This window comes from Providencia sp. 21OH12SH02B-Prov, assembly GCF_027362595.1.
GTDB lineage: Bacteria > Pseudomonadota > Gammaproteobacteria > Enterobacterales > Enterobacteriaceae > Providencia > Providencia zhejiangensis.
This window is the reverse complement of sequence record NZ_CP114796.1, coordinates 245241-268890: the sequence shown is the minus strand read 5'-3', so window position 1 is coordinate 268890 and position 23650 is coordinate 245241. Positions and strand designations below refer to the sequence as shown.

The 23650-nt window shown below is 43.6% G+C and carries 41 protein-coding genes; 5 read left to right on the top strand and 36 right to left on the bottom strand.

From position 1 onward, the window contains the following. Positions 1 to 2: 2 nt before the first annotated feature. Genes tsaC through dprA form a run of 3 tightly spaced genes read right to left on the bottom strand, consistent with a single transcriptional unit; the run spans position 3 to position 2221 of the window. The gene (tsaC, locus tag O7C57_RS01275) at positions 3 to 572 is read right to left on the bottom strand and encodes an L-threonylcarbamoyladenylate synthase type 1 TsaC (protein ID WP_154622875.1); all 570 of its coding nucleotides are present in this window, start codon (positions 570 to 572) and stop codon (positions 3 to 5) included. Positions 573 to 584: 12 nt separating this feature from the next. Further along, the gene (locus O7C57_RS01270; RefSeq protein ID WP_154622876.1) at positions 585 to 1124 is read right to left on the bottom strand and encodes a DNA topoisomerase family protein; all 540 of its coding nucleotides are present in this window, start codon (positions 1122 to 1124) and stop codon (positions 585 to 587) included. A 17-nt stretch (positions 1125 to 1141) separates the two neighbouring features. Continuing rightward, entirely contained in the window at positions 1142 to 2221 is a 1080-nt protein-coding gene (gene dprA / locus O7C57_RS01265; RefSeq protein ID WP_154622877.1) for a DNA-processing protein DprA, read from the bottom strand. A 134-nt stretch (positions 2222 to 2355) separates the two neighbouring features. On the opposite strand from dprA, the gene def reads away from it, so the two are divergent. The 5 genes from def (at position 2356) to mscL (ending at position 7133) form a co-directional block, all read left to right on the top strand. Beyond that, complete coding sequence (gene def, locus O7C57_RS01260; protein WP_163863309.1) at positions 2356 to 2880, top strand: peptide deformylase; 525 nt, start codon at positions 2356 to 2358, stop codon at positions 2878 to 2880. A gap of 25 nt (positions 2881 to 2905) precedes the next feature. Then, complete coding sequence (fmt, locus tag O7C57_RS01255) at positions 2906 to 3853, top strand: methionyl-tRNA formyltransferase (protein ID WP_163863310.1); 948 nt, start codon at positions 2906 to 2908, stop codon at positions 3851 to 3853. 71 nt (positions 3854 to 3924) lie between these two features. Further along, positions 3925 to 5211, top strand: a complete 1287-nt coding sequence (gene rsmB / locus O7C57_RS01250; RefSeq protein ID WP_269723519.1) for a 16S rRNA (cytosine(967)-C(5))-methyltransferase RsmB — start codon at positions 3925 to 3927, stop codon at positions 5209 to 5211. A 33-nt stretch (positions 5212 to 5244) separates the two neighbouring features. After that, positions 5245 to 6621, top strand: a complete 1377-nt coding sequence (trkA, locus tag O7C57_RS01245) for a Trk system potassium transporter TrkA (protein WP_154622880.1) — start codon at positions 5245 to 5247, stop codon at positions 6619 to 6621. Positions 6622 to 6722: 101 nt separating this feature from the next. Continuing rightward, a complete protein-coding gene (gene mscL / locus O7C57_RS01240) occupies positions 6723 to 7133 on the top strand; it encodes a large-conductance mechanosensitive channel protein MscL (protein WP_154624951.1) in 411 nt (136 codons plus the stop codon). A 3-nt stretch (positions 7134 to 7136) separates the two neighbouring features. Here mscL and O7C57_RS01235 read toward each other — a convergent pair whose 3' ends face one another. From O7C57_RS01235 to O7C57_RS01075, 33 genes are all read right to left on the bottom strand, one after another. Next, on the bottom strand, positions 7137 to 7337 hold the full coding sequence (locus O7C57_RS01235) for an alternative ribosome-rescue factor A (protein ID WP_167520927.1): 201 nt from the start codon (positions 7335 to 7337) through the stop codon (positions 7137 to 7139). Between the two features lie 42 nt (positions 7338 to 7379). Beyond that, a complete protein-coding gene (zntR, locus tag O7C57_RS01230; protein ID WP_154624961.1) occupies positions 7380 to 7796 on the bottom strand; it encodes a Zn(2+)-responsive transcriptional regulator in 417 nt (138 codons plus the stop codon). 127 nt (positions 7797 to 7923) lie between these two features. Beyond that, positions 7924 to 8310 carry a 50S ribosomal protein L17 gene (gene rplQ / locus O7C57_RS01225; RefSeq protein ID WP_154624952.1) on the bottom strand — a complete coding sequence of 129 codons (387 nt, stop codon included), beginning with the start codon at positions 8308 to 8310 and terminating at the stop codon, positions 7924 to 7926. A gap of 37 nt (positions 8311 to 8347) precedes the next feature. Beyond that, positions 8348 to 9337 carry a DNA-directed RNA polymerase subunit alpha gene (locus O7C57_RS01220; RefSeq protein WP_004926425.1) on the bottom strand — a complete coding sequence of 330 codons (990 nt, stop codon included), beginning with the start codon at positions 9335 to 9337 and terminating at the stop codon, positions 8348 to 8350. A 25-nt stretch (positions 9338 to 9362) separates the two neighbouring features. Further along, positions 9363 to 9983: a 30S ribosomal protein S4 gene (gene rpsD, locus O7C57_RS01215; protein WP_004265487.1), complete on the bottom strand. Its 621-nt coding sequence runs from the start codon at positions 9981 to 9983 to the stop codon at positions 9363 to 9365. A 34-nt stretch (positions 9984 to 10017) separates the two neighbouring features. Beyond that, positions 10018 to 10407 carry a 30S ribosomal protein S11 gene (gene rpsK / locus O7C57_RS01210; protein WP_002919257.1) on the bottom strand — a complete coding sequence of 130 codons (390 nt, stop codon included), beginning with the start codon at positions 10405 to 10407 and terminating at the stop codon, positions 10018 to 10020. A gap of 16 nt (positions 10408 to 10423) precedes the next feature. Further along, positions 10424 to 10780, bottom strand: coding sequence for a 30S ribosomal protein S13 (gene rpsM, locus O7C57_RS01205; protein ID WP_004907144.1), 357 nt, complete (start codon positions 10778 to 10780; stop codon positions 10424 to 10426). Between the two features lie 145 nt (positions 10781 to 10925). Beyond that, a complete protein-coding gene (gene rpmJ, locus O7C57_RS01200) occupies positions 10926 to 11042 on the bottom strand; it encodes a 50S ribosomal protein L36 (protein WP_071548716.1) in 117 nt (38 codons plus the stop codon). A gap of 47 nt (positions 11043 to 11089) precedes the next feature. After that, complete coding sequence (gene secY / locus O7C57_RS01195) at positions 11090 to 12415, bottom strand: preprotein translocase subunit SecY (RefSeq protein WP_070928787.1); 1326 nt, start codon at positions 12413 to 12415, stop codon at positions 11090 to 11092. 7 nt (positions 12416 to 12422) lie between these two features. After that, positions 12423 to 12857: a 50S ribosomal protein L15 gene (gene rplO / locus O7C57_RS01190; RefSeq protein ID WP_070928788.1), complete on the bottom strand. Its 435-nt coding sequence runs from the start codon at positions 12855 to 12857 to the stop codon at positions 12423 to 12425. Positions 12858 to 12860: 3 nt separating this feature from the next. Then, positions 12861 to 13040, bottom strand: a complete 180-nt coding sequence (rpmD, locus tag O7C57_RS01185) for a 50S ribosomal protein L30 (protein WP_004265475.1) — start codon at positions 13038 to 13040, stop codon at positions 12861 to 12863. Positions 13041 to 13046: 6 nt separating this feature from the next. Beyond that, positions 13047 to 13547, bottom strand: a complete 501-nt coding sequence (gene rpsE / locus O7C57_RS01180; protein WP_004265471.1) for a 30S ribosomal protein S5 — start codon at positions 13545 to 13547, stop codon at positions 13047 to 13049. 14 nt (positions 13548 to 13561) lie between these two features. Further along, complete coding sequence (rplR, locus tag O7C57_RS01175) at positions 13562 to 13915, bottom strand: 50S ribosomal protein L18 (protein ID WP_070928789.1); 354 nt, start codon at positions 13913 to 13915, stop codon at positions 13562 to 13564. 9 nt (positions 13916 to 13924) lie between these two features. After that, positions 13925 to 14458, bottom strand: coding sequence for a 50S ribosomal protein L6 (rplF, locus tag O7C57_RS01170; protein ID WP_154624953.1), 534 nt, complete (start codon positions 14456 to 14458; stop codon positions 13925 to 13927). Positions 14459 to 14472: 14 nt separating this feature from the next. Next, on the bottom strand, positions 14473 to 14865 hold the full coding sequence (rpsH, locus tag O7C57_RS01165; protein ID WP_004907134.1) for a 30S ribosomal protein S8: 393 nt from the start codon (positions 14863 to 14865) through the stop codon (positions 14473 to 14475). 34 nt (positions 14866 to 14899) lie between these two features. After that, the gene (gene rpsN, locus O7C57_RS01160) at positions 14900 to 15205 is read right to left on the bottom strand and encodes a 30S ribosomal protein S14 (protein WP_154624954.1); all 306 of its coding nucleotides are present in this window, start codon (positions 15203 to 15205) and stop codon (positions 14900 to 14902) included. 12 nt (positions 15206 to 15217) lie between these two features. Then, entirely contained in the window at positions 15218 to 15757 is a 540-nt protein-coding gene (rplE, locus tag O7C57_RS01155; protein ID WP_070928791.1) for a 50S ribosomal protein L5, read from the bottom strand. Between the two features lie 15 nt (positions 15758 to 15772). Beyond that, the gene (rplX, locus tag O7C57_RS01150; RefSeq protein WP_154624955.1) at positions 15773 to 16087 is read right to left on the bottom strand and encodes a 50S ribosomal protein L24; all 315 of its coding nucleotides are present in this window, start codon (positions 16085 to 16087) and stop codon (positions 15773 to 15775) included. Positions 16088 to 16098: 11 nt separating this feature from the next. Continuing rightward, positions 16099 to 16470, bottom strand: coding sequence for a 50S ribosomal protein L14 (gene rplN / locus O7C57_RS01145; protein WP_004926446.1), 372 nt, complete (start codon positions 16468 to 16470; stop codon positions 16099 to 16101). A 177-nt stretch (positions 16471 to 16647) separates the two neighbouring features. After that, entirely contained in the window at positions 16648 to 16902 is a 255-nt protein-coding gene (gene rpsQ, locus O7C57_RS01140; protein ID WP_154624956.1) for a 30S ribosomal protein S17, read from the bottom strand. Next, a complete protein-coding gene (gene rpmC, locus O7C57_RS01135) occupies positions 16902 to 17093 on the bottom strand; it encodes a 50S ribosomal protein L29 (protein WP_008913885.1) in 192 nt (63 codons plus the stop codon). The genes rpsQ and rpmC overlap by 1 nt, the downstream gene beginning before the upstream one ends. Continuing rightward, positions 17093 to 17503, bottom strand: coding sequence for a 50S ribosomal protein L16 (gene rplP / locus O7C57_RS01130; RefSeq protein WP_004926449.1), 411 nt, complete (start codon positions 17501 to 17503; stop codon positions 17093 to 17095). The genes rpmC and rplP overlap by 1 nt, the downstream gene beginning before the upstream one ends. A 12-nt stretch (positions 17504 to 17515) precedes the next feature. After that, positions 17516 to 18217, bottom strand: a complete 702-nt coding sequence (gene rpsC / locus O7C57_RS01125; RefSeq protein ID WP_004926451.1) for a 30S ribosomal protein S3 — start codon at positions 18215 to 18217, stop codon at positions 17516 to 17518. A gap of 17 nt (positions 18218 to 18234) precedes the next feature. Continuing rightward, positions 18235 to 18567 (bottom strand): 50S ribosomal protein L22, encoded by a 333-nt coding sequence (gene rplV / locus O7C57_RS01120; protein WP_004265430.1) that lies wholly within the window; start codon positions 18565 to 18567, stop codon positions 18235 to 18237. Positions 18568 to 18582: 15 nt separating this feature from the next. Then, positions 18583 to 18861, bottom strand: a complete 279-nt coding sequence (gene rpsS, locus O7C57_RS01115; protein WP_004265426.1) for a 30S ribosomal protein S19 — start codon at positions 18859 to 18861, stop codon at positions 18583 to 18585. Positions 18862 to 18875: 14 nt separating this feature from the next. Next, positions 18876 to 19700 carry a 50S ribosomal protein L2 gene (gene rplB / locus O7C57_RS01110; protein ID WP_070928794.1) on the bottom strand — a complete coding sequence of 275 codons (825 nt, stop codon included), beginning with the start codon at positions 19698 to 19700 and terminating at the stop codon, positions 18876 to 18878. Between the two features lie 19 nt (positions 19701 to 19719). After that, on the bottom strand, positions 19720 to 20022 hold the full coding sequence (gene rplW / locus O7C57_RS01105; protein ID WP_269723518.1) for a 50S ribosomal protein L23: 303 nt from the start codon (positions 20020 to 20022) through the stop codon (positions 19720 to 19722). Continuing rightward, positions 20019 to 20624, bottom strand: a complete 606-nt coding sequence (rplD, locus tag O7C57_RS01100) for a 50S ribosomal protein L4 (protein ID WP_004926458.1) — start codon at positions 20622 to 20624, stop codon at positions 20019 to 20021. The genes rplW and rplD overlap by 4 nt, the downstream gene beginning before the upstream one ends. A 16-nt stretch (positions 20625 to 20640) precedes the next feature. Further along, positions 20641 to 21270, bottom strand: coding sequence for a 50S ribosomal protein L3 (rplC, locus tag O7C57_RS01095; protein ID WP_154624957.1), 630 nt, complete (start codon positions 21268 to 21270; stop codon positions 20641 to 20643). Between the two features lie 32 nt (positions 21271 to 21302). Beyond that, positions 21303 to 21614, bottom strand: coding sequence for a 30S ribosomal protein S10 (gene rpsJ, locus O7C57_RS01090; protein WP_001181005.1), 312 nt, complete (start codon positions 21612 to 21614; stop codon positions 21303 to 21305). 352 nt (positions 21615 to 21966) lie between these two features. Beyond that, positions 21967 to 22440: a bacterioferritin gene (bfr, locus tag O7C57_RS01085; RefSeq protein WP_154624958.1), complete on the bottom strand. Its 474-nt coding sequence runs from the start codon at positions 22438 to 22440 to the stop codon at positions 21967 to 21969. Positions 22441 to 22567: 127 nt separating this feature from the next. Beyond that, complete coding sequence (gene bfd / locus O7C57_RS01080; protein WP_154624959.1) at positions 22568 to 22768, bottom strand: bacterioferritin-associated ferredoxin; 201 nt, start codon at positions 22766 to 22768, stop codon at positions 22568 to 22570. A 90-nt stretch (positions 22769 to 22858) separates the two neighbouring features. Next, positions 22859 to 23602, bottom strand: coding sequence for an SDR family NAD(P)-dependent oxidoreductase (locus O7C57_RS01075; protein WP_269723517.1), 744 nt, complete (start codon positions 23600 to 23602; stop codon positions 22859 to 22861). Between the last annotated feature and the right edge of the window lie 48 nt (positions 23603 to 23650).

Sequence of the window (23650 nt, the reverse complement as noted above, 5' to 3'; positions counted from 1 at the left end):
AGTTATCCTTTTCGGTATAATTGCCCAGTTTTAGCATCACGAATTTCTGATGGGTTTTGACGTCCACCTACAGCCCCATCCAGTACAGGGATACTTCCCGCAAACTGCTCTATAACTTCATGGGTCGTTCTACAAGGCTCCTTTCCACTCAAATTTGCGCTCGTTGATACCAATGGTTTTCCATATTCTCGGCAAAGTGCTTTTACTAACTTATGGTCAGTCACCCTTACCGCCAAAGTATCAAAGCGACCCGTTAACCATTTAGGTGTAGATGGCTTCGCTGGGATAACCCACGTAACGGGGCCAGGCCAGCTTTCAAACATGACCTGTTTTTGTTCATCTGTTAGCTGACTATCATCAACGTAACTTTTCAATTGCTCATAATTATCAGCAATGAGAATCAACCCTTTTTCCCAAGGACGTTGTTTCAATTCAAGTAATTTATTGACCGCTTGTTCACTATCGGGGTCACAGCCAAGTCCAAAAACAGCCTCTGTGGGATAAGCGATAACATCCCCTTTATTAAGGGCTGTGATAATATTTTCAATTGCAGGTGTAGATTTATTTTGCATCTTTTTAACTCATTATTCTTTCTGTGGTTTACCACATCGTTTACTGGCACAAAATAATCTTACTCCTTGAGCACCCCTTTTTTCCATAAGTAATGGATAATGACAATGCTCACACTCGCCAGATACGGGCTTGTTATTAAGAATAAATTGGCAGGATGGATAGCTATCGCAAGCATAAAATGTCTTACCAAACCTAGACTTACGTTGCAACAGATGCCCTGTTTGACACTGAGGGCAAGAAACTTTCGTTTCATCTGGCTTATCAATTAATTCTATATGCTCACATTCAGGGTAGTGACTACACCCAATAAACATACCAAATCGCCCTTGTTTCAAAACGAGATCATAACCACATTGAGGGCATGCCTGTCCTTCTAATACCTTTATTACATGGCTTTCTGCTGAAGGGCGCATAGGTTTGATATAATGGCACTGCGGATATGAAGAACACGCAAAAAAAGGTCCATGTGCACCATTACGAATAACCAATACCGCACCGCATTCAGGGCAATGTTCATTTTTTTCTGTTTCAAAAGGCAATTGCTTTGACATGATTTTCTCTTAGCCAACTAACTTAATTTTATATATCCACCAGCAACTGAAGCGATCACACCATCTATTTCTAATTCAGTCAAAATAGAAGTCACTTCTGTTATGGGCTGTTGTGCGCGCTCAGCAATAACATCTGCGGGTAAAGGATGATACTCAACCATACTCAATATTTTGTTTTCTGTCAGATTAAATTCAGAATTAATTTCTTCTTTAATTAACGATTCGACAGGCAACCAATTCAGTCCGGCCTCTAGATGAGGTTTAATATCTTCGGGATCAACTAATAAATACGCGCCTTGCTGCAATAACCAATGATTGCCACTGAAAGCGGGATCTCCTAACGGTGCGGGTATCGTAAAAAGATCTCTATTTTGTTCAATAGCATAGCGTGCTGTTATCAATGAACCACTTTTCATACCTGCCTCAATAACAACGGTGGCTTTACTTAAACCACTAATGATTCGATTACGCCGAGGAAATTGCTTAGGGAGTGGCGGTGTATGAGGTAAATATTCAGAAATTAATGCGCCTTCTTCTTTTATTTTTTCCGCCAAAAAAATATGTTGCTTGGGGTAGATATTTGCGAGTCCACTACCTAAAACAGCGATTGTTTTCCCTTTTTCATTTAATGCCGCCCGATGACTAACAACATCGATTCCAAAGGCTAGCCCACTCGTAATCGTTAAACCATAACGTGTAAATTCTTTGGCAAACAGCTCAGCCCATTTACGGCCGTAAGCACTCGTTTGGCGGCTGCCAACGATTGCAATCTGTGCAGTTGCAATTAATTCCCTTTGCCCGATGACAAACAACACCAGCGGAAAATTCGAGATTTGTTTTAGCAAAAGGGGATAGTGTGAATCATAAAAGGTGATCAGCTGGTGCTCTTCTTTTTCCAACCATTTAATCGTTTGAGTTAACTTGGTCGAGGAAAAATGTTGAAACTGTAAGCATTGCAACTCATTCAGCCCACATTCTCGTAAGATAGGCAGACTAACTTTCTCTAATAAGAGTAGCTTGTTAATTATTCTTAATGCCTTATGCGGTGATAACCGGCTGACTTGAGACATTCTTAACCATATTTCTTGAGAATCCATCGCATCTTCCTGACGTTATAATAAATGAGTTCATCAATGAACAAATCATCACCAATACTGTCAATATGACCAATAAATGTCTAGAATAGGCATTAATTCTTATTCACTTTTTTGGACGCTGCTCGAAAAAATTTATGTCAGTATTAAACGTATTACATTACCCAGACGAACGCTTACGCACTATTGCTAAGCCAGTAGAAAAAGTAGATGCCGAAATTCAACGTATTATCGATGATATGTTCGAAACGATGTATGAAGAAGAAGGTATCGGTCTTGCTGCGACCCAAGTTGATATTCATCAGCGGATCATCGTTATTGATGTTTCCGAAACGCGTGATGAACGACTGGTATTGATCAATCCTGAATTACTCGACAAATCAGGTGAAACAGGTATAGAGGAAGGCTGTCTCTCCATTCCTGAACAGCATGGATTTGTCCCAAGAGCCGAAAACGTTAAAATTCGAGCTCTCGACTATAATGGCGAAACGTTTGAACTTGAGGCCGATGGCTTACTCGCTATTTGTATTCAACATGAGATGGATCACCTTGTTGGGAAACTATTTGTCGATTATCTCTCTCCATTAAAACGCCAACGTATCCGCCAAAAAGTTGAAAAGTTGGATAGAATGAGAGCTAAAGAAGCCAAAATAGCTAAATAGATAGATTTATACAGGGAACATAAACGTGTCAGAATCATTAAAAATTATCTTTGCAGGTACACCTGATTTTGCTGCTGGTCATTTAGCTGCTTTGCTTAACACTAAACATCAGGTTGTAGGTGTCCTCACTCCACCAGATAAGCCCGCGGGAAGAGGAAAGAAGCTGACACCTAGCCCTGTAAAAGTATTAGCGCAAGAAAATAATATTCCCGTTTTTCAGCCTACTACACTGAAAAAGGAAGAAAACCATCAATGGATCAAAGAGCAAAATGCTGATTTGATGATTGTTGTTGCTTATGGCTTTATTTTGCCAAAAGCCGTTTTAGATATCCCCCGTTTAGGTTGCCTAAATGTCCACGGCTCACTACTACCTCGCTGGCGTGGGGCTGCTCCTATTCAACGTTCTATTTGGGCGGGTGATGCTGAAACGGGCGTCACGATTATGCAAATGGATGAAGGCTTAGATACCGGTGATATGCTCTATAAAGCGAAATGCCCTATCCTGCCAGAAGATACTAGCGCAACACTCTATCAAAAATTGGCTGTTATTGGTCCAGAAGCCCTAATACACACCTTAGACCTGATATCTAGCCAACAATGCCTTCCTGAAAAACAGGACGATTCCTTAGCAAATTATGCAGAGAAATTATCTAAAGAAGAAGCGCGTATTGATTGGCAATTATCAGCAGAGCAGATAGAGCGTTGTGTTAGAGCGTTTAATCCTTGGCCTATGAGCTATTTTATGGTTCAAGATCAACTGATAAAAGTTTGGCAGGCTGAAGTGATTTCAGAAAATCACAGTGAAAAACCAGGTACGATTATTAGCGCCGATAAAAATGGTATATGTGTCGCCACTGCTAGCGGAAAATTGAATATCGTTCAATTACAGCCTCCAGGTAAAAAAGCCATGGCAGCACAAGATCTATTAAACTCTCGCCGTGAATGGTTCGCTCCTGGAACACTACTTAATTAAAACACCAATAAATTTGCCTGATAATATATTCAGGCAAATTTATTTCGTGACGAATAGACTCACCCTCATTTATGAAGAATACATATAACTTGCGTAGCATCGCAGCAATAGCCATTGGTCAAGTCATTGACAAAGGCCAATCCCTAAGTACGGTACTACCTGAATTACAAAAAAATATTAGCGATAAAGATAAGTCTCTATTACAAGAGATCTGTTTTGGTGTTCTCCGCTATTTGCCTAAACTTGAATGGTTTGTTAGCCAACTAATGGAAAAACCACTGACAGGTAAGCAACGAACATTACACTACCTCATTATGGTTGGTATTTATCAGCTACTCTATACACGTATTCCAGCTCATGCAGCCCTTGCTGAAACAGTCAATGGAGCCGTTGCATTAAAACGTCCTCAACTAAAAGGGCTTATCAATGGTGTATTGCGTTCATTCCAAAGACAACAAGCTCAGTTAGAAGAACGTAGCGCAAATCATAATAGTCAATATTTACATCCTAGTTGGTTACTAAAAAGACTGCAAAACGCATACCCTAACGAATGGCAATCCATTGTTGAAGCGAACAACCAACGTCCACCTATGTGGTTGAGGGTTAACGCTCAACATCATAGTGCTGAACAATACCAAAAGCTGTTGGAAGAAATAGGAATTACATCTGAGCGACATCTTAAACCCCCTTCCGCATTAAGGCTATCTGAACCAACTTCAGTAGCAAAACTACCCGGCTTTGATGATGGCTGGTCTACAGTACAAGATGTCTCCGCCCAAGGTTGTGCCGAAATACTTGCACCTCAAAATAATGAACATATTCTCGACCTATGTGCAGCACCTGGTGGTAAGACAACTCATATCTTAGAAATAGCACCAAAAGCGCATGTTGTGGCTGTCGATATTGATGAATCTCGCCTAAAACGCGTAAACGAAAATTTGTCGCGACTCAAGCAACATGCTGTTGTTATTCAAGGTGATGGAACTACTCCTGAGCAATGGGCTGAGGGTAAATTGTTTGATCGCATATTGCTTGATGCACCATGTTCAGCAACCGGTGTTATTCGACGTCACCCAGATATAAAATGGTTAAGACGGGATTCTGATATTAATGAGCTCACCGTTCTTCAAGCCAAAATACTCGAGTCTATTTGGCCATATTTAAAAGTAGGCGGTACTCTTGTCTATGCAACTTGCTCTGTTATGCCCGAAGAGAATAGCCTGCAAATAAAAAACTTTTTAGCTAAACACCCGGAAGCTAAACTGAATGATGGCACAAGTGCAGGATTACAAATACTCCCCAGTGAAACAGGGGGTGATGGTTTCTTCTACGCACGCCTAGTAAAGCAAATAAATTAACTGGATAAGGCTTGTCTGAGATAGGAATATTCAATGAAAATCATTATTTTAGGTGCAGGACAAGTTGGTGGAACTCTCGCTGAAAATCTAGTAGACGAAAACAATGATATTACTGTCGTTGACACGAATGCTGATCGCTTGCGTCAATTACAAGATCAGTTTGATCTTAGAGTCGTCAATGGTCACGGCTCCCACCCACGAGTACTCCGTGATGCGGGAGCTGAAGATGCAGATATGTTAGTCGCAGTGACTAATTCAGATGAGACTAACATGATCGCATGTCAAATTGCCTATAGTCTTTTTAATACCCCGAATAAAATCGCGCGTATTAGAGCAACTGAATATATCCGTGAAGCAGACAAGCTATTTTTACCTGAACAAATTCCTATTGATTATTTAATCTCTCCGGAACAATTAGTCATAGACTATATTTACAAACTAATCCAATACCCTGGCGCACTCCAAGTAGTTAATTTTGCCGAAGGTAAAGTCAGTATTGTTGCGGTTAAAGCCTATTATGGCGGTTCACTCGTGGGTAATGCTCTATCAAGCTTACGTGAACACATGCCACATATTGATACCAGAGTCGTAGCAATATTCCGTCAAGATCGTCCTATAAGACCTCAAGGCTCGACCATCATTGAAGCTGGAGATGAAGTATTTTTTGTCGCTTCAACACAACATATTCGCGCTGTCATGAGTGAATTACAACGTCTAGAAAAACCTTATAAACGTTTAATGATAGTAGGTGGCGGTAATGTTGGTGCAGGCTTAGCAAAACGGCTAGAAAAAGATTATAGCGTCAAGCTAATAGAGCGTAATCAACAACGCGCAACAGAACTGGCTGAACTACTTCATGATACGATCGTGTTTTATGGTGATGCTTCTGATCAGGAGTTATTAACCGAAGAGCATATTGAGCAAATGGATGTATTCATAGCCCTAACTAACGACGACGAAGCAAATATCATGTCGGCTATGTTAGCTAAAAAAATGGGGGCTAAAAAAGCCATGGTCTTAATTCAACGCACCGCTTATGTTGAATTAGTTCAAGGAGGGGTGATTGATATTGCTGTATCACCACAGCAAGCAACAATCTCGGCATTACTTGGTCATGTCCGAAAAGCCGATATTGTCAGCGTTTCCTCATTAAGAAGGGGGGTTGCTGAAGCCATTGAGGCAATTGCACACGGAGATGAAAATACATCTAAAGTTGTAGGAAAGAAAATTTCAGATATTAAGCTTCCACCGGGAACAATTATTGGTGCTTTAGTTAGAGAAGATGAAGTTATTATTGCCAGTGATTATCATATTATTGAACAAGGTGATCATGTCATCATGTTTATTACAGATAAAAAATATGTACCTGACGTTGAAAAACTATTTCAGCCTAGCCCTTTCTTTTTATAAAAATAAAATGACGATTCATTTGCAGCTTAATTGATCTAGGTACTATAATTTGTTAACTAAATATTTATTTTATGAAACAGAGTTTTTAATTAGGGGGTCAAATGAGTTTTTTAAAAGAGTTTCGTGAATTTGCAATGAAGGGCAATGTTGTCGACATGGCTGTCGGTATCATTATTGGTGCAGCATTCGGTAAGATTGTTTCTTCATTAGTAGCTGATGTCATTATGCCCCCTCTCGGCTTATTAATTGGCGGGGTCGACTTTAAACAATTCAGTGTTATTTTAAGGGCGGCTGAAGGAGATATGCCTGCTGTTGTTCTTAATTATGGTATGTTTATTCAAACGGTATTTGATTTTGTTATTGTCGCATTTGCTATTTTCATGGCAATTAAAGTGATGAATAAAGTACGTCGCGAAAAAGAAGCAGAACCTGAAGCGCCACCGGCACCGAGTAAAGAAGAAGTTTTATTATCAGAAATTCGTGATTTATTAAAAGAACAAAATAAAAAGTAATAACTAAAAAGCCAGTGGTAATACGTAGAATAACTTATTACCACTGGCCTCCCAGTTACCATTTCTTTGATGTTTTCCTTTCCGAGTATAGCTTCCTTTTCCTTTCTTATTTTTTTCAACTCGTTGCCTAAATAATGGGTCGTGTAACAATGCTTCAATTGCATTATCTTTTATCTGACCACGTTTATGTTGATATTGGCTCATGGTATATACCTTCCTATAACAATAAAACTAAATGGTAATCAACTAATAGACTTTGGATGCACCCTTTTCAAGAATCTCCATTATCGAACAATATGTTGTTGCGTGTTCCTCGCCACAGCAAGCGGAGCTAAGCATCTTCAAAGAATCACGCATAATAATAAGTTCTTGGATCTTTTTTTCAACTTCAAACAGACGCAAATCAACAATTTTTTTTGACTCTTGGCATGTATGATGTTCAGGATCGACTCTTATCGATAAGAGCTCAGTAATCGCTTCCAAAGTAAAACCTAATTGCTTTGCATAACGGATGAAACGCAGCCGTTGCAGATCTTGATCCGTATACAAGCGATAACCGCCTTCAGTCCTAAGCTTATGCCCCATCAGACCTTGCTTTTCATAAAAGCGGATCGTATCAGGGGTAACATCAGCAAGACGAGCAATTTGCCCTATTTTATACATACTCATGGGTACTCCACTTTAAATAAGGTCTAAATGGAATAAATCAAGGATGATGTTCAGTGGAAGATAGAATAGCAGGTACAAAAAAACCGGGCAAATATACCCGGTTTTTTTGATAGCAAACAGATTACTCTGCAGCTACTTCTTGAGACTCAACAGCACGGTCAACAAGCTCGATGTAAGCCATCGGAGCATTGTCACCAGTACGGAAGCCACACTTAAGAATACGAGTGTAACCGCCCGCACGCGCTGCAAAGCGAGGTCCCAATTCATTAAACAATTTTGCCACGATCTCGTTATCACGAGTACGGGCGAATGCCAGACGACGATTAGCTACGCTGTCGGTCTTGGCAAGAGTAATCAGCGGCTCAACGACGCGACGCAGTTCTTTCGCTTTAGGCAGAGTCGTCTTGATGATTTCATGACGAACTAAAGAACCTGCCATGTTACGGAACATAGCTTGGCGGTGGCTGCTGTTGCGGTTCAATTGACGACCACTCTTACGATGGCGCATGACCTTATCCTTCTCAGTAAAACCTTAACCTGTGATCCTAATCATCAGCAATACTTGCTGGTGGCCAATTTTCTAAGCGCATGCCCAGAGAAAGACCACGAGATGCCAAGACGTCCTTAATTTCAGTAAGAGATTTCTTACCAAGGTTAGGCGTTTTAAGCAACTCAACTTCAGTACGCTGTACCAGATCACCGATGTAGTGGATAGCTTCTGCTTTAAGGCAGTTAGCAGAGCGGACAGTCAATTCCAGATCGTCAACTGGGCGCAATAAGATAGGATCGAACTCTGGTTTCTCTTCTTTAACTTCAGGCTGACGAACATCACGTAAGTCAACAAAAGCTTCAAGTTGTTCAGCCAGGATAGTCGCTGCACGGCGAATCGCCTCTTCAGGATCGATTGTACCGTTAGTTTCCATTTCGATAACTAACTTATCCAAGTCAGTACGTTGCTCAACACGAGCTGCTTCAACATTGTAGGCAATACGCTCTACAGGGCTATAGCAAGCATCGACTAACAAACGACCAATTGGGCGCTCATCTTCTTCCGAATGTACTCGGGCAGAAGCCGGCACATAACCACGACCACGCTGAACTTTGATACGCATATTGATTGATGCGCTTTCGTCTGTCAGGTGGCAGATAACGTGCTGTGGCTTGACGATTTCGACATCGCCATCATGGACGATGTCGGCTGCAGTCACAGGGCCAATGCCAGATTTATTCAAGGTTAAAATAACTTCATCTTTCCCCTGAACTTTTACCGCCAGCCCTTTCAGGTTGAGGAGAATCTCCAGGATATCTTCCTGTACACCTTCTTTGGTGCTGTACTCATGCAGTACACCATCAATCTCAACCTCTGTCACCGCACAACCCGGCATAGACGAAAGCAGAATACGGCGCAGTGCGTTACCAAGAGTATGACCGAAGCCACGCTCTAAAGGCTCAAGGGTCACCTTGGCGTGCGTCGAACTCACTTGCTCGATATCTACCAGGCGCGGTTTTAGAAACTCTGTCACAGAACCCTGCATTGTGTCCTCTCTTTGGTGCTAAGCTTTACTTAGAGTAAAGCTCGACGATCAGGTGTTCGTTAATGTCCGCAGACAGGTCAGTACGTTCAGGAATACGTTTGAACACACCTTCCATTTTAGCAGCATCAACTTCCAGCCAAGTTGGCTTCTCACGCTGTTCAGCCAGCTCTAAAGCAGCCTTAATACGAGACTGTTTTTTCGCTTTCTCACGAACGCTGATAACGTCATTCGGGGAAACCTGATAAGAAGCGATATTAACTACTCGACCATTTACCATGATAGCCTTGTGGCTAACCATTTGACGTGCTTCTGCGCGAGTTGCGCCAAAGCCCATACGGTAAACGACGTTATCAAGACGGCCTTCCAGCAGAGTCAGCAGGTTTTCACCTGTGTTGCCTTTCAGACGTGTTGCTTCTTTGTAATAGTTACGGAATTGACGTTCTAGAACACCGTAAATACGACGAACTTTTTGTTTTTCACGTAACTGAACACCGTAGTCAGACAGACGCGGTTTACGCGCGCCGTGCTGGCCAGGTGCTTGTTCTAATTTACACTTGGTGTCAATCGCGCGAACACCAGACTTCAGGAAGAGGTCTGTTCCTTCGCGACGGCTCAGCTTGAGCTTAGGACCCAAATATCTAGCCATTTTCTTTCTCCAACAGTCCTAAAAACGAAACGTATTAAACGCGACGTTTTTTCGGTGGGCGACAACCGTTATGAGGGATAGGAGTCACATCAGTAATATTTGTGATGCGGAAACCTGCGGCGTTCAGAGCACGAATTGTTGATTCGCGACCCGGACCCGGTCCCTTAACCATAACTTCCAGGTTCTTGATACCGTATTCTTTCACGGCTTCTGCGCAACGCTCTGCTGCAACCTGAGCTGCAAACGGAGTGGATTTGCGAGAACCACGGAAACCGGAACCACCGGCAGTTGCCCAACCTAATGCGTTACCCTGACGATCAGTAATAGTAACGATTGTGTTGTTGAAAGAAGCATGGATATGAGCCACACCGTCTGAGACTTGTTTTCTTACACGTTTACGTGCACGAATTGGTGCCTTTGCCATTATTCAGTACCCCGACTTATTTCTTGATCGGCTTACGCGGACCCTTACGGGTACGAGCGTTAGTCTTAGTACGCTGTCCGCGCACAGGAAGACCACGACGATGACGTAAACCACGGTAACATCCAAGGTCCATCAGACGCTTGATGCTCAGGGTAATTTCACGACGTAGGTCACCTTCTACCACATACTTGGCAACTTCGTCACGCAGCTTGTCGATTTGTTCTTCAGACAGCTCACTGATCTTAACATTTTCAGCAATACCAGTTGCTTCACAGATAGCCTGTGAACGAGTTTTGCCGATTCCGAAAATCGATGTTAAAGCGATTACGGTATGTTTATGATCAGGAATGTTAATGCCTGCTATACGGGCCACTATGCACTCCTAAGTTAAAATATACATTACTGTGCTGAAAAGCCCGTTTTCAGGATACTCAAACAATAATGTATCTTCGATAAAAAAGATTGGCTGGCTAATTTAGCCAGCTCAACCCAACTTTGCAAGAAAAAAATGCTTTTTCTTAACCTTGACGTTGTTTATGTCTTGGTTCAACACTGCAAATTACACGAACGCTACCATTGCGACGGATAACTTTACAGTTACGGCATAATTTCTTGACGGAAGCACGAACTTTCATTTTTACTCTCCGTAACTTCTAAAGCAAACCATAATCACACTAAGTGATTACTTACCTTTAAGATTTGCTTTCTTCAATGCAGACTCATATTGACTTGACATCATGAGAGTTTGCACTTGAGCCATAAAGTCCATGATAACGACGACTACGATTAATAGGGAAGTACCACCAAAGTAAAAAGGTACTTTCATTGCGTCACGCATGAACTCCGGGATTAGGCAGATAAAGGTAATATAGAGCGCGCCAACTAAAGTTAGACGTGTCATTACCTTATCAATGTACTTGGCCGTTTGCTCTCCCGGACGAATTCCTGGTACAAATGCACCGGACTTCTTCAGGTTATCTGCCGTTTCTCTTGGGTTGAAAACCAACGCCGTATAGAAGAAACAGAAGAAGATGATCGCAGAAGCATAAAGCAACACATACAACGGTTGGCCTGGTTGTAAATACATCGAAATAGTCGTTAACCAGTCCCAACCAGTCCCATCACCGAACCAGGATGCTATTGTACCCGGGAACAGTATGATACTGGAAGCAAAAATTGCAGGAATTACACCCGCCATATTCACTTTTAGTGGTAAATGTGTGCTTTGTGCAGCATAAACACGGCGTCCTTGTTGACGTTTCGCGTAGTTAACAACGATACGACGTTGACCACGCTCCATGAATACAACAAAGAAAGTTACCGCGAATACGAGCACTGCAACCAACAGCAACAGGAGGAAGTGCAGATCGCCTTGCCGAGCTTGCTCGATAGTATGGCCAATGGCCGGCGGTAGACCCGCAACGATACCAGCGAAGATAATGATTGAGATACCGTTACCAATACCTCTTTCAGTTATCTGCTCACCTAGCCACATCAAGAACATGGTTCCAGTAACTAAGCTAACAACAGCCGTGAAGTAGAACGGGAGACCCGGATCAATAACTAGCCCTTGCATCCCTGGCATATTCGGAAGACCCATCGCAATACCAACAGATTGGAATATTGCTAAAACCAAAGTACCCCAACGGGTATATTGGCTTATCTTCCGACGACCTGCTTCACCTTCTTTCTTAATCTCTGCTAATCGTGGGTTAACCACAGATAATAATTGGATAATAATTGACGCAGAAATATACGGCATAATACCCAAAGCAAAGATAGAAGCTCGGCTAAGAGCACCACCAGAGAACATGTTAAACATATCAATGATGGTGCCTTGTTGCTGTTCGAGCAATTTGGCAAGCACAGTGGCATCAATACCAGGGATTGGAATAAAAGAACCAATTCGGAAAACGATTAGTGCACCAATAACAAACAAAAGTCTGCGCTTCAGTTCACCAACTCCACCCTTGGCACTTTGAAAATCTAATCCTGGTTGTTTAGCCATCTGTCACTTATTCCTCAATTTTACCGCCGGCAGCTTCAATCGCAGCGCGAGCACCTTTAGTAACACGAAGGCCACGTACAGTAACTGCACGATTCACTTCGCCAGACAGAATAACTTTCGCATATTCAATCTGGATGCCAACAACATTCGCGGCTTTTAGTGCGTTCAGATCAATTACATCGCCTTCAACAGCAGCAAAATCAGACAGACGAATCTCTGCGGTGATCATTGCTTTACGTGAAGTAAAACCAAATTTTGGTAGACGACGGTATAAAGGCATCTGGCCACCTTCAAAACCACGACGCACGCCACCGCCAGAACGAGATTTCTGACCTTTGTGACCACGTCCGCCGGTTTTACCCAGACCAGAACCGATACCACGACCTAAGCGCTTAGGCGCGTGCTTGGCACCTTCAGCCGGAGACAGAGTATTTAAACGCATCTCTTACTCCTCAACTTTAACCATGTAGGAAACCAAGTTGACCATACCGCGAACAGCAGGAGTATCCTCACGTTCTACTGTATGACCAATGCGACGCAGACCTAAACCGACCAAAGTTGCCTTATGCTTAGGCAGACGACCGATTGAACTGCGAACTTGTGTAATTTTAATAGTCTTAGCCATGGCTGATTACCCCAGAATTTCTTCGACGGATTTTCCACGCTTAGCTGCGACCATTTCTGGAGACTTCATGCTGTCTAAAGCATCCAGTGTTGCACGAACCACGTTGATTGGGTTTGTGGAACCATAGGTTTTAGCCAGTACGTTGCGAACTCCAGCTACTTCTAAAACAGCACGCATTGCACCACCGGCAATGATACCGGTACCTTCGTGAGCAGGTTGCATAAACACGCGAGAACCGGTGTGTGTACCTTTCACAGGGTGGAACAGTGTGCCGTTGTTTAGAGCAACGGTTTTCATACTGCGACGGGCTTTTTCCATCGCTTTCTGGATTGCTGCCGGAACTTCGCGCGCTTTGCCGTAGCCAAAACCAACGCGACCGTTACCATCACCAACTACTGTTAGTGCTGTAAAGCTGAAAATACGGCCACCTTTAACGGTTTTTGCTACGCGGTTTACCGCGATCAGCTTTTCCTGCAGTTCACCAGCTTGTTTCTCGATGTGAGCCATCTTACACCTCTACCTTAGAACTGAAGGCCAGCTTCACGGGCAGCATCTGCCAGTGCCTGGACTCTACCATGATATTGGAAACCAGAACGGTCAAAAGCAACAACAGTGATGCCTTTTTCCAGTGCGCGCTCAGCAATAATTTTACCAACAACTGCTGCTGCGTCTTTGTTTCCAGTGAATTTCACTTGCTCATTGATAGCTTTTTCTGTAGTAGAAGCGGCCACCAAAGTTTCAGAACCGTTTGGAGCGATAACCTGCGCATAAATATGGCGTGGAGTACGGTGTACCACCAGGCGTGTCGCACCCAACTCTTGGATCTTGCGGCGTGCGCGGGTCGCACGACGGATACGAGCTGCTTTCTTATCCATAGTGTTACCTTACTTCTTCTTAGCCTCTTTAGTACGCACGATTTCATCGGCGTAACGAACACCCTTGCCTTTGTAAGGCTCAGGACGACGGTAAGCACGCAGTTCTGCCGCGACTTGACCAATCACTTGCTTATCAGCACCTTTCAGTACGATTTCAGTTTGTGTTGGACATTCTGCAGTAATGCCTGCTGGCAGTGCGTGTTCAACCGGATGCGAGAAACCTAAAGACAAGCTAACTGCATTGCCTTTGATTGCTGCACGGTAACCAACACCGACTAGTTGAAGTTTTTTAGTGAAGCCTTCAGTAACACCAACAACCATTGAGTTAAGCAAAGAACGAGAAGTACCCGCCTGTGCCCAAGCATCAGCAAAACCTTCGCGTGGTGCGAAAGTTAAGCGGCCATCTTCATGTTTAACTTCAACCGCATTATGGATAGTACGAGTAAGCTCGCCGTTTTTACCCTTAATCGAAATAACCTGACCGTTGAGTTTTACCTCTACGCCGGCAGGAATGACGACGGGTGCTTTTGCCACACGAGACATTCTTTCCTCCCGAATTAAGCTACGTAGCAGAGAATCTCGCCACCAAGACCAGCTTGGCGAGCTGCACGATCAGTCATGACACCTTTAGAGGTAGAAACAACAGCGATGCCTAGGCCAGCCATAACTTGTGGCAGCTCATCTTTTTTCTTATAGATGCGCAGACTTGGGCGGCTTACACGCTGAATGCTTTCTACAACAGCCTTACCTTGGAAATAACGCAGAGTCAGTTCCAATTCTGGCTTGATGTCGCCTTCAATTTTAAAATCTTCAATATAACCTTCTTCCTTCAGCACTTTGGCAATTGCCACTTTCAGCTTGGAGGAAGGCATGGTGACCGCAACTTTGTTCGCGGCCTGACCGTTACGGATACGGGTCAGCATATCCGCGATGGGATCTTGCATGCTCATCTGTCTTTACTCCCGTGATTCAATATGGTGACAATTACCAACTAGCCTTTTTAAGGCCCGGGATTTCACCGCGCATAGCGGCTTCACGGACTTTAATACGGCTCAGACCAAATTTCCGCAGGAAACCGTGCGGACGCCCAGTTTGACGGCAGCGGTTACGCTGACGAGAAGGACTTGAATCACGTGGCAGTGTTTGCAGCTTGAGAACAGCGTCCCAGCGATCTTCATCAGATGCTTTTACATCAGAGATGATAGCTTTCAGCTCAACGCGCTTTGCGAAGAACTTATCAGCTAATTTAGCACGCTTAACATCACGCGCTTTCATAGATTTCTTAGCCATGAGTACCCTGCCTTACTTGCGGAACGGGAAGTTGAACGCTGCTAACAGTGCGCGACCTTCATCATCTGATTTCGCAGTCGTGGTGATAGTAATATCTAAACCACGTACACGATCCACTTTATCGTAATCGATTTCAGGGAAGATGATTTGTTCACGTACACCCATGCTGTAGTTACCGCGACCATCAAATGACTTAGCGGACAAGCCACGGAAGTCACGAATACGTGGTACAGCAATAGAAATCAGTCGCTCAAGGAACTCCCACATGCGTTCGCCACGCAGAGTTACTTTACAGCCGATTGGATAGCCCTGACGGATTTTGAAGCCTGCAACAGATTTGCGTGCTTTGGTGATCAGTGGTTTTTGACCAGAGATTGCTGCTAAGTCAGCTGCTGCATTATCCAGCAGTTTCTTATCAGCGATCGCTTCACCAACACCCATGTTCAGGGTGATCTTCTCGACCCGAGGGACTTGCATGACAGAATTGTAACCAAACTGAGTCATCAGTTGTTTAGTTACTTCGTCTTTATAGTAATCATGCAGTTTCGCCATCGTATACTCCAAAAATTACTTGATAGTTTCACTGTTAGACTTGAAGAAACGGACTTTTTTACCGTCTTCAAATCTAAAGCCTACACGGTCAGCCTTACCGGTTGCCTTGTTAAAGATTGCAACGTTAGAAACTTGAATAGCCGCTTCTTTTTCAACGATGCCACCTGGTTGGTTCAGAGCCGGGACAGGCTTCTGATGTTTCTTAACCAGATTGATACCTTCAACGATAACTTTACCAGAAGAAATAACCTGTTTTACTTTACCGCGCTTACCTTTATCTTTACCAGTCAGCACGATAACTTCGTCATCACGACGGATTTTCGCTGCCATAGTTCCGCTCCTTAGAGTACTTCAGGTGCCAGTGAAATAATTTTCATAAACTTCTCTGTACGAAGTTCACGAGTTACCGGCCCAAAAATACGCGTACCGACTACCTGCTCGCTGTTATTGTTTAAAATAACGCATGCATTACTATCGAAGCGAATGACAGAACCGTCCGGGCGACGTACACCCTTCTTGGTGCGCACCACTACCGCCTTCAGGACATCACCTTTTTTCACTTTACCGCGTGGAATTGCTTCTTTAACAGTAATTTTAATGATGTCGCCGACGCCTGCGTAGCGACGGTGCGAGCCACCTAGAACCTTGATACACATTACGCGACGTGCACCGGAGTTGTCGGCCACGTTCAGCATAGTCTGTTCTTGGATCATTTTAGTGCTCCGCTAAATGTCAACTACTACTGAGCCACTTCATTATTGAAGAGACCGTTCAATATACCCCATAATACGAGGGCGCGGCATTATAACACCACATCTTCGTTATGGACAGAAAAAAATAAACGGCCCAGTAAAAAAAGAGCCGTTTATTTATCAGAAGAAGCTATTCTATTACAGAATTGCTTTTTCAACAACGCGAACTAAGGCCCAAGACTTAGTCTTAGACAGTGGACGAGTTTGGCGGATTTCTACCACGTCACCGATACCACATTCATTGTTCTCGTCATGTACGTGCAATTTAGTCGTACGACGGATGAATTTACCATACAGAGGGTGCTTCACCATACGCTCGATAGCAACAACGATGGATTTCTCCATTTTATCGCTAACTACACGACCTTGCAGAGTACGGATTTTATCGCTCATTACGCACCTGCCTTCTCAGTCAGTAAAGTCTTCACACGTGCGATATCGCGACGCACTTGTTTCAACAGATGAGACTGTTGTAGCTGACCGCTTGCAGCCTGCATACGTAAATTGAATTGTTCACGCAGCAGATTCAGCAGTTCAGAATTCAGCTCTTCAACGCTTTTTTCGCGCAGCTCTTGTGCTTTCATTACATCACCGTCTTAGTTACAAAGGTGGTTTTGATAGGCAGTTTCGCTGCTGCCAGAGAGAATGCTTCACGAGCCAGCTCTTCAGGCACACCGTCCATTTCATACAGGACTTTACCAGGCTGGATCAAAGCAACCCAATATTCTACGTTACCTTTACCTTTACCCATACGAACTTCGAGTGGCTTTTCAGTAATTGGCTTATCTGGGAACACACGGATCCAGATTTTACCTTGACGCTTAACTGCACGGGTCATAGCACGACGTGCCGCTTCGATCTGACGAGCAGTCAGACGACCACGGCCCACAGCTTTAAGACCGAAAGTGCCGAAGCTAACATCCGTACCTTGTGCCAGACCACGGTTGCGGCCTTTATGCACTTTACGGAATTTTGTACGCTTTGGTTGTAACATCAGCGACTCTCCTTACTTGCGGCCTTTACGCTGCTGCTTTTTAGGTTGAGCAGCTGGTTTCTCAGCTTGTTCAACAGCAGCCATACCACCCAGAATCTCACCTTTGAAGATCCATACCTTAACGCCGAGAACACCATAAGTAGTGTGCGCTTCTGAAGTGTTGTAATCGATATCAGCACGTAGAGTGTGCAGTGGCACACGGCCTTCACGATACCACTCGGTACGAGCGATTTCAGCACCGCCTAAACGGCCACTGACTTCAACTTTGATACCTTTAGCGCCCAGACGCATTGCGTTCTGTACAGCACGTTTCATAGCACGACGGAACATAACACGACGTTCCAGCTGTGAAGCGATGCTATCAGCAACCAATTTAGCGTCTAGTTCTGGTTTACGAACTTCGGCGATATTGATTTGCGCAGGAACACCAGCGATATCCGCTACTGTTTTACGCAGTTTTTCTACGTCTTCACCTTTCTTACCGATAACGATACCTGGGCGAGCAGTGTGAATAGTCACACGGATGCTTTTTGCAGGACGCTCGATAACGATGCGTGAAATTGACGCTTTTGCCAATTCTTTGTTCAAGTACTGGCGTACTTTATAATCGCTGTCTAGGTTGTCAGCGAATTCATTAGTATTCGCGTACCAAGTAGAGTTCCAAGGTTTGACAATACCCAGGCGAATACCATTAGGATGTACTTTCTGACCCATTGCTAGTCTCCAGAGTCTCAGCGATCGGACACAACCACAGTAATGTGGCTGGTGCGCTTAAGAATACGATCTGCACGGCCTTTCGCACGCGGCATGATGCGTTTCATGGTTGGACCTTCGTCTACGAAAATTTTCGCAACTTTCAGGTCATCAATGTCAGCGCCATCGTTTTGCTCTGCGTTAGCAATTGCAGATTCAAGTACTTTCTTCACTAAACCAGCAGCTTTCTTGTTGGTATAGGTCAGAATTTCCAGAGCTTGCGACACTTTCTTACCGCGAATAAGGTCTGCAACTAAGCGAACCTTCTGGGCAGAAGAACGAGCGTGGCGATGCATAGCTAAAGTTTCCATCTCTTCCTCCTATCCTTAACGTTTCTTAGCTTTCTTATCAGCCGCGTGGCCGCGATAAGTGCGAGTCGGTGCGAATTCACCCAGTTTGTGACCAACCATTTCGTCGGTTACGAAAACTGGAACATGCTGACGACCATTATGGACAGCGATGGTCAATCCGATCATATTAGGAAAGATCGTTGAACGACGGGACCAAGTCTTGAGAGGCTTCTTGTCTCCGCTTTCCACCGCTTTCTCTACCTTCTTCAGCAAGTGCAGGTCAATAAAAGGACCTTTCTTGAGAGAACGTGGCATGGCTTATCCTCTAATTATTTTTTAGAACGATGACGTACGATGAATTGATCAGTACGCTTGTTGCTACGAGTTTTCTTACCTTTGGTCTGAACGCCCCATGGTGTTACAGGGTGTTTACCAAAGTTACGACCTTCACCACCACCATGTGGGTGGTCAACTGGGTTCATCGCCGTACCACGAACAGTAGGACGAATACCACGCCAGCGGCTAGCACCAGCTTTACCCAGAACACGTAACATATGTTCAGCGTTACCAACTTCACCTAAAGTTGCACGGCAATCAGCCAGAACTTTACGCATTTCACCAGAACGCAGACGTAGGGTGACATAAGCACCGTCACGAGCAACGATCTGAGCGTAAGTACCTGCTGAACGCGCTAACTGACCACCTTTACCTGGTTTCAGTTCGATGTTGTGAACTGTAGAACCAACAGGGATGTTGCGCATAGGCAGTGCGTTACCAGCTTTGATTGCTGAATCAACACCAGATTGAATCTGGTCACCAGCTTTCAGGCCTTTAGGTGCAAGAATATAACGACGTTCACCGTCTTTATATAGAACCAGTGCAATGTTCGCAGAACGGTTTGGATCATATTCCAAACGCTCAACAACAGCAGGGATACCATCTTTGTTGCGTTTAAAGTCAACCAGACGATAATGTTGCTTATGGCCACCACCAATGTGACGAGTGGTGATACGGCCATTGTTGTTGCGACCACCGGATTTGCTGTTTTTCTCTAACAGCGGAGCATAAGGTTTACCCTTATGCAGCTCAGGGTTAACCACTTTAACTACGTGGCGACGGCCCGGAGACGTAGGTTTACATTTAACAATTGCCATTGTTCTTTACTCCTCCGACTTACTCTGCGCCGCCAATGAAGTCCAGATTCTGGCCTTCTTTCAGCTTAACGTAAGCTTTTTTCCAGTCGCTACGACGACCGAAACGCTGACCGTGGCGTTTAGTTTTGCCTTTAACCAGCAAAGTGTTAACACCTTCAACTTCGACTTCAAACAGTTTCTGCACAGCAGCTTTGATTTCTGCTTTAGTCGCGTCTTTCGCAACTTTGAGAACGATGGTATTGCTTTTTTCCATCGCTGTAGAAGCTTTTTCAGATACGTGCGGCGCGCGCAGTACTTTTAGCAGACGTTCTTCACGGATCATGCCAGCATCTCCTCAACTTGCTTCACAGCATCAGCAGTCATAACCACTTTGTCGAAGGCGATTAAGCTAACTGGGTCGATACCCGCTGCATCACGAACGTCAACCTTGTACAGGTTACGTGCTGCTAAGAACAGATTCTCATCTAATTCAGCAGTGATGATCAGCACATCTTCCAGAGCCATATCTTTCAGTTTTTGTGCTAGCAACTTAGTTTTAGGTGCTTCAACAGAAAACTTCTCGACAACGATCAGACGATCTTGACGTACCAGTTCAGACAGGATGCTTTTCAGAGCACCACGGTACATCTTCTTATTAACTTTTTGACTGTGGTCCTGTGGTTTAGCAGCAAAGCTAACACCACCAGAGCGCCAAATTGGGCTCTTGATAGAACCAGAACGTGCGCGGCCTGTGCCTTTTTGACGCCATGGTTTTTTACCTGAACCAGAAACTTCAGCACGAGTTTTCTGAGCACGAGTACCTTGACGAGCACCAGCTGCATACGCAACAACTACTTGGTGAACAAGCGCTTCATTGAAATCACGCCCGAAGGTAGTTTCGGAAACAGTCAGCGCGCTTTGCGCGTCTTTCATTACCAATTCCATTCCTATCTCCTCGACGTTAAGCCTTGACAGCCGGTTTTACGATCAGGTTGCTACCAGTTGCTCCTGGAACAGCACCTTTGACCAGCAGCAGGTTGCGCTCAGCGTCAACACGTACTACATCTAAGCTCTGAACGGTTACACGCTCATTACCCAGTTGGCCTGCCATTTTCTTGCCTTTAAACACTTTGCCCGGAGTCTGGTTCTGACCGATAGAACCCGGAACACGGTGTGACAAGGAGTTACCGTGAGTCGCATCTTGAGTACGGAAATTCCAGCGCTTAACTGTGCCGGCAAAACCTTTACCTTTAGATGTACCAGTAACGTCGACTTTTTTAACGTCAGCGAAAATTTCAACGCTAATGCTTTGACCTACGTTAAACTCTGCACCTTCTTCAGTACGGAATTCACGTAGAATACGGCCAGCTTCAACGCCAGCTTTAGCGAAATGACCTGCTTCAGGCTTAGATACACGGTTCGCTTTTTTGCTACCAGTAGTCACCTGAATTGCATTGTAACCGTCAGTTTCTGCAGTTTTAACCTGAGTAACACGGTTATTTTCGATTTCGATAACAGTTACAGGGATAGAAACGCCATCTTCAGTGAAGATACGAGTCATACCCACTTTCTTACCGACTAAACCAATCATTGTTTCAACCTCTCAATCGTTCGACGACCTGATTAACCCAGGCTGATCTGCACGTCTACGCCGGCAGCCAGGTCCAGACGCATCAGAGCATCAACGGTCTTCTCGGTTGGCTCAACGATGTCAACCAGACGTTTGTGAGTGCGAATTTCGTACTGATCACGCGCATCTTTGTTAACGTGCGGAGAAATCAGAACGGTAAAACGCTCTTTACGTGTCGGCAGCGGGATAGGACCACGAACTTGCGCACCAGTGCGCTTAGCAGTCTCTACGATTTCCGCAGTTGATTGATCAATTAAACGATGATCAAAGGCTTTCAGGCGGATACGGATTCTTTGGTTCTGCATGAGACCAGAGCTCCAACTATTTTATAAACGTAAATAATTACTCCTCGCACCCATTTCGATTGATGGGGGAGTGTAATCGTTCTTTGATGTAACCCCCAAATCGGGAGTATTGTCTAAATGAGCAACAAATCGTTGACTCAATACTGACCTTTAAAACCTAAAAAATTAGAGATTACTAATCAGTAAGCCCGCGCATTATACGCAACTGAATCTTAAACGCAAGTAATCGTGGAAAATATGTGCGAATTTTTCTGATTTTTATCCCCCTTCCCTCTTTGCCGATAATAAAAAATGCCCCATCGCACAGTAAGCAAATGAGGCATTTTTGGAAAATGCATAATGTGAAGTTTGATTACTCTTCGATGATTTGAGCTTGCGTATAGTTTTGAATCCCCATACGTTTAATTAAATCGAGCTGAGTCTCAATCCAATCAATATGGTTCTCTTCATCTGCTAAGATTTCAATCATTAAGTCACGACTAACATAGTCATGGATGGAATCAGCATAACTGATCGCTTCTTTCAGATTTTTAGCACCATCTAATTCGAGTTTGAGATCTGAGGCCAACATTTCTTCAACATCTTCACCAATGTTCAATTTACCCAGATCTTGTAGGTTAGGTATTCCTTCAAGAAATAATATACGCTCAATATATTTATCTGCATGCTTCATTTCATCAATTGATTCATGGTATTCCACTTCGTTGAGGCGGGTTAATCCCCAATTTTTGAACATACGGGCATGAAGAAAATATTGATTAATTGCTACTAATTCATTGCCCAACAGTTTGTTTAAATGGGCTATCATTTTTTTATCGCCTTTCATTTTTAATCCTCCATCGCTTCCAGTCTTTAAAGTGTAGTACTGAAATTCGATGAATGAGTAATTTTATCTGCAAGATTTAAAATGAAAGTTACTTATTAATGAATGAGTTAAATGATTCTTATTTCGATTAAGCGACTTCAGCAATGTGTAGCTGGCCGATATGTATTAGCTCTTCATTCATAATTTCACGTGTTTGCCTAATACATTTGCCACACTCACGACCAATGGGAAGAATTTGGCGTAAACCTTTTAAGGATGCCACATGATGCTGACGTACGGCATTCCTAATTTGTTTGTCGGTAATAGCTTCACAAAGACATACGTACATAACAACTACCTGTATAAATCACATACAGGCAGTTTAAATAATAATGATTACCATTTCAATTATCATTATTGTTAATTTACATTTCTCTCGCTAAGCGGTGAAGCCTCCATCAACCAGATATGAAGCACCTGTGACAAAAGAGGCTACATCACTCGCTAAAAATGCAACAACATTAGCAACTTCTTCTGGCGTACCTATTCTTTTCATCGGATGAAGCTCTGCTAATTTCTGCTTATCTAAATGACGTCCATCTAACAAAGGAGTATCAATATAACCAGGACAAACGGCATTCACACGAATATTGTGGATCGCATAATCTATGGCTAATGTTTGCGTTAACAACTTTACTCCCCCTTTTGAGGCACAATATCCAGAAAATTCATGCTGACCAACAAAAGAGCAAATCGAACTACAGTTAACAATGGCTCCTTTTTGCTGATTTTTTAACCAATATTGAATCACTGCCTGATTGATCAAAAAAACACCATTCAAATTAACATCAATGAGACGCTTCCATTGCTCATACGCTAATTTATCCGCAGCACTATCAGTCAGAACCCCTGCATTTGCGAATAAAAAATCAATCGTGCCATATTCTTTCGCTACAAACTGTACCAATTGTTGGTTATCTTTTTCGCTAGCAGCATCCATTTGTATAAATTTTATCGGGTACCCTTTTTCCTGTAATTTCTTTTCAGCATTCTGACCACGAACTACGTTAGTCCCCGTTATCACAACTGATGCCCCTAGCGCTAAAAACTTTTTTGCCGCCGCTAAACCAATTCCACTATTACCGCCAGTAATGATACCGACCTTATTTTCAAACGAAATCATAGTTAGCTTCCTTATTTTGACATCAACTATTAAATAATAGGCGCTGTG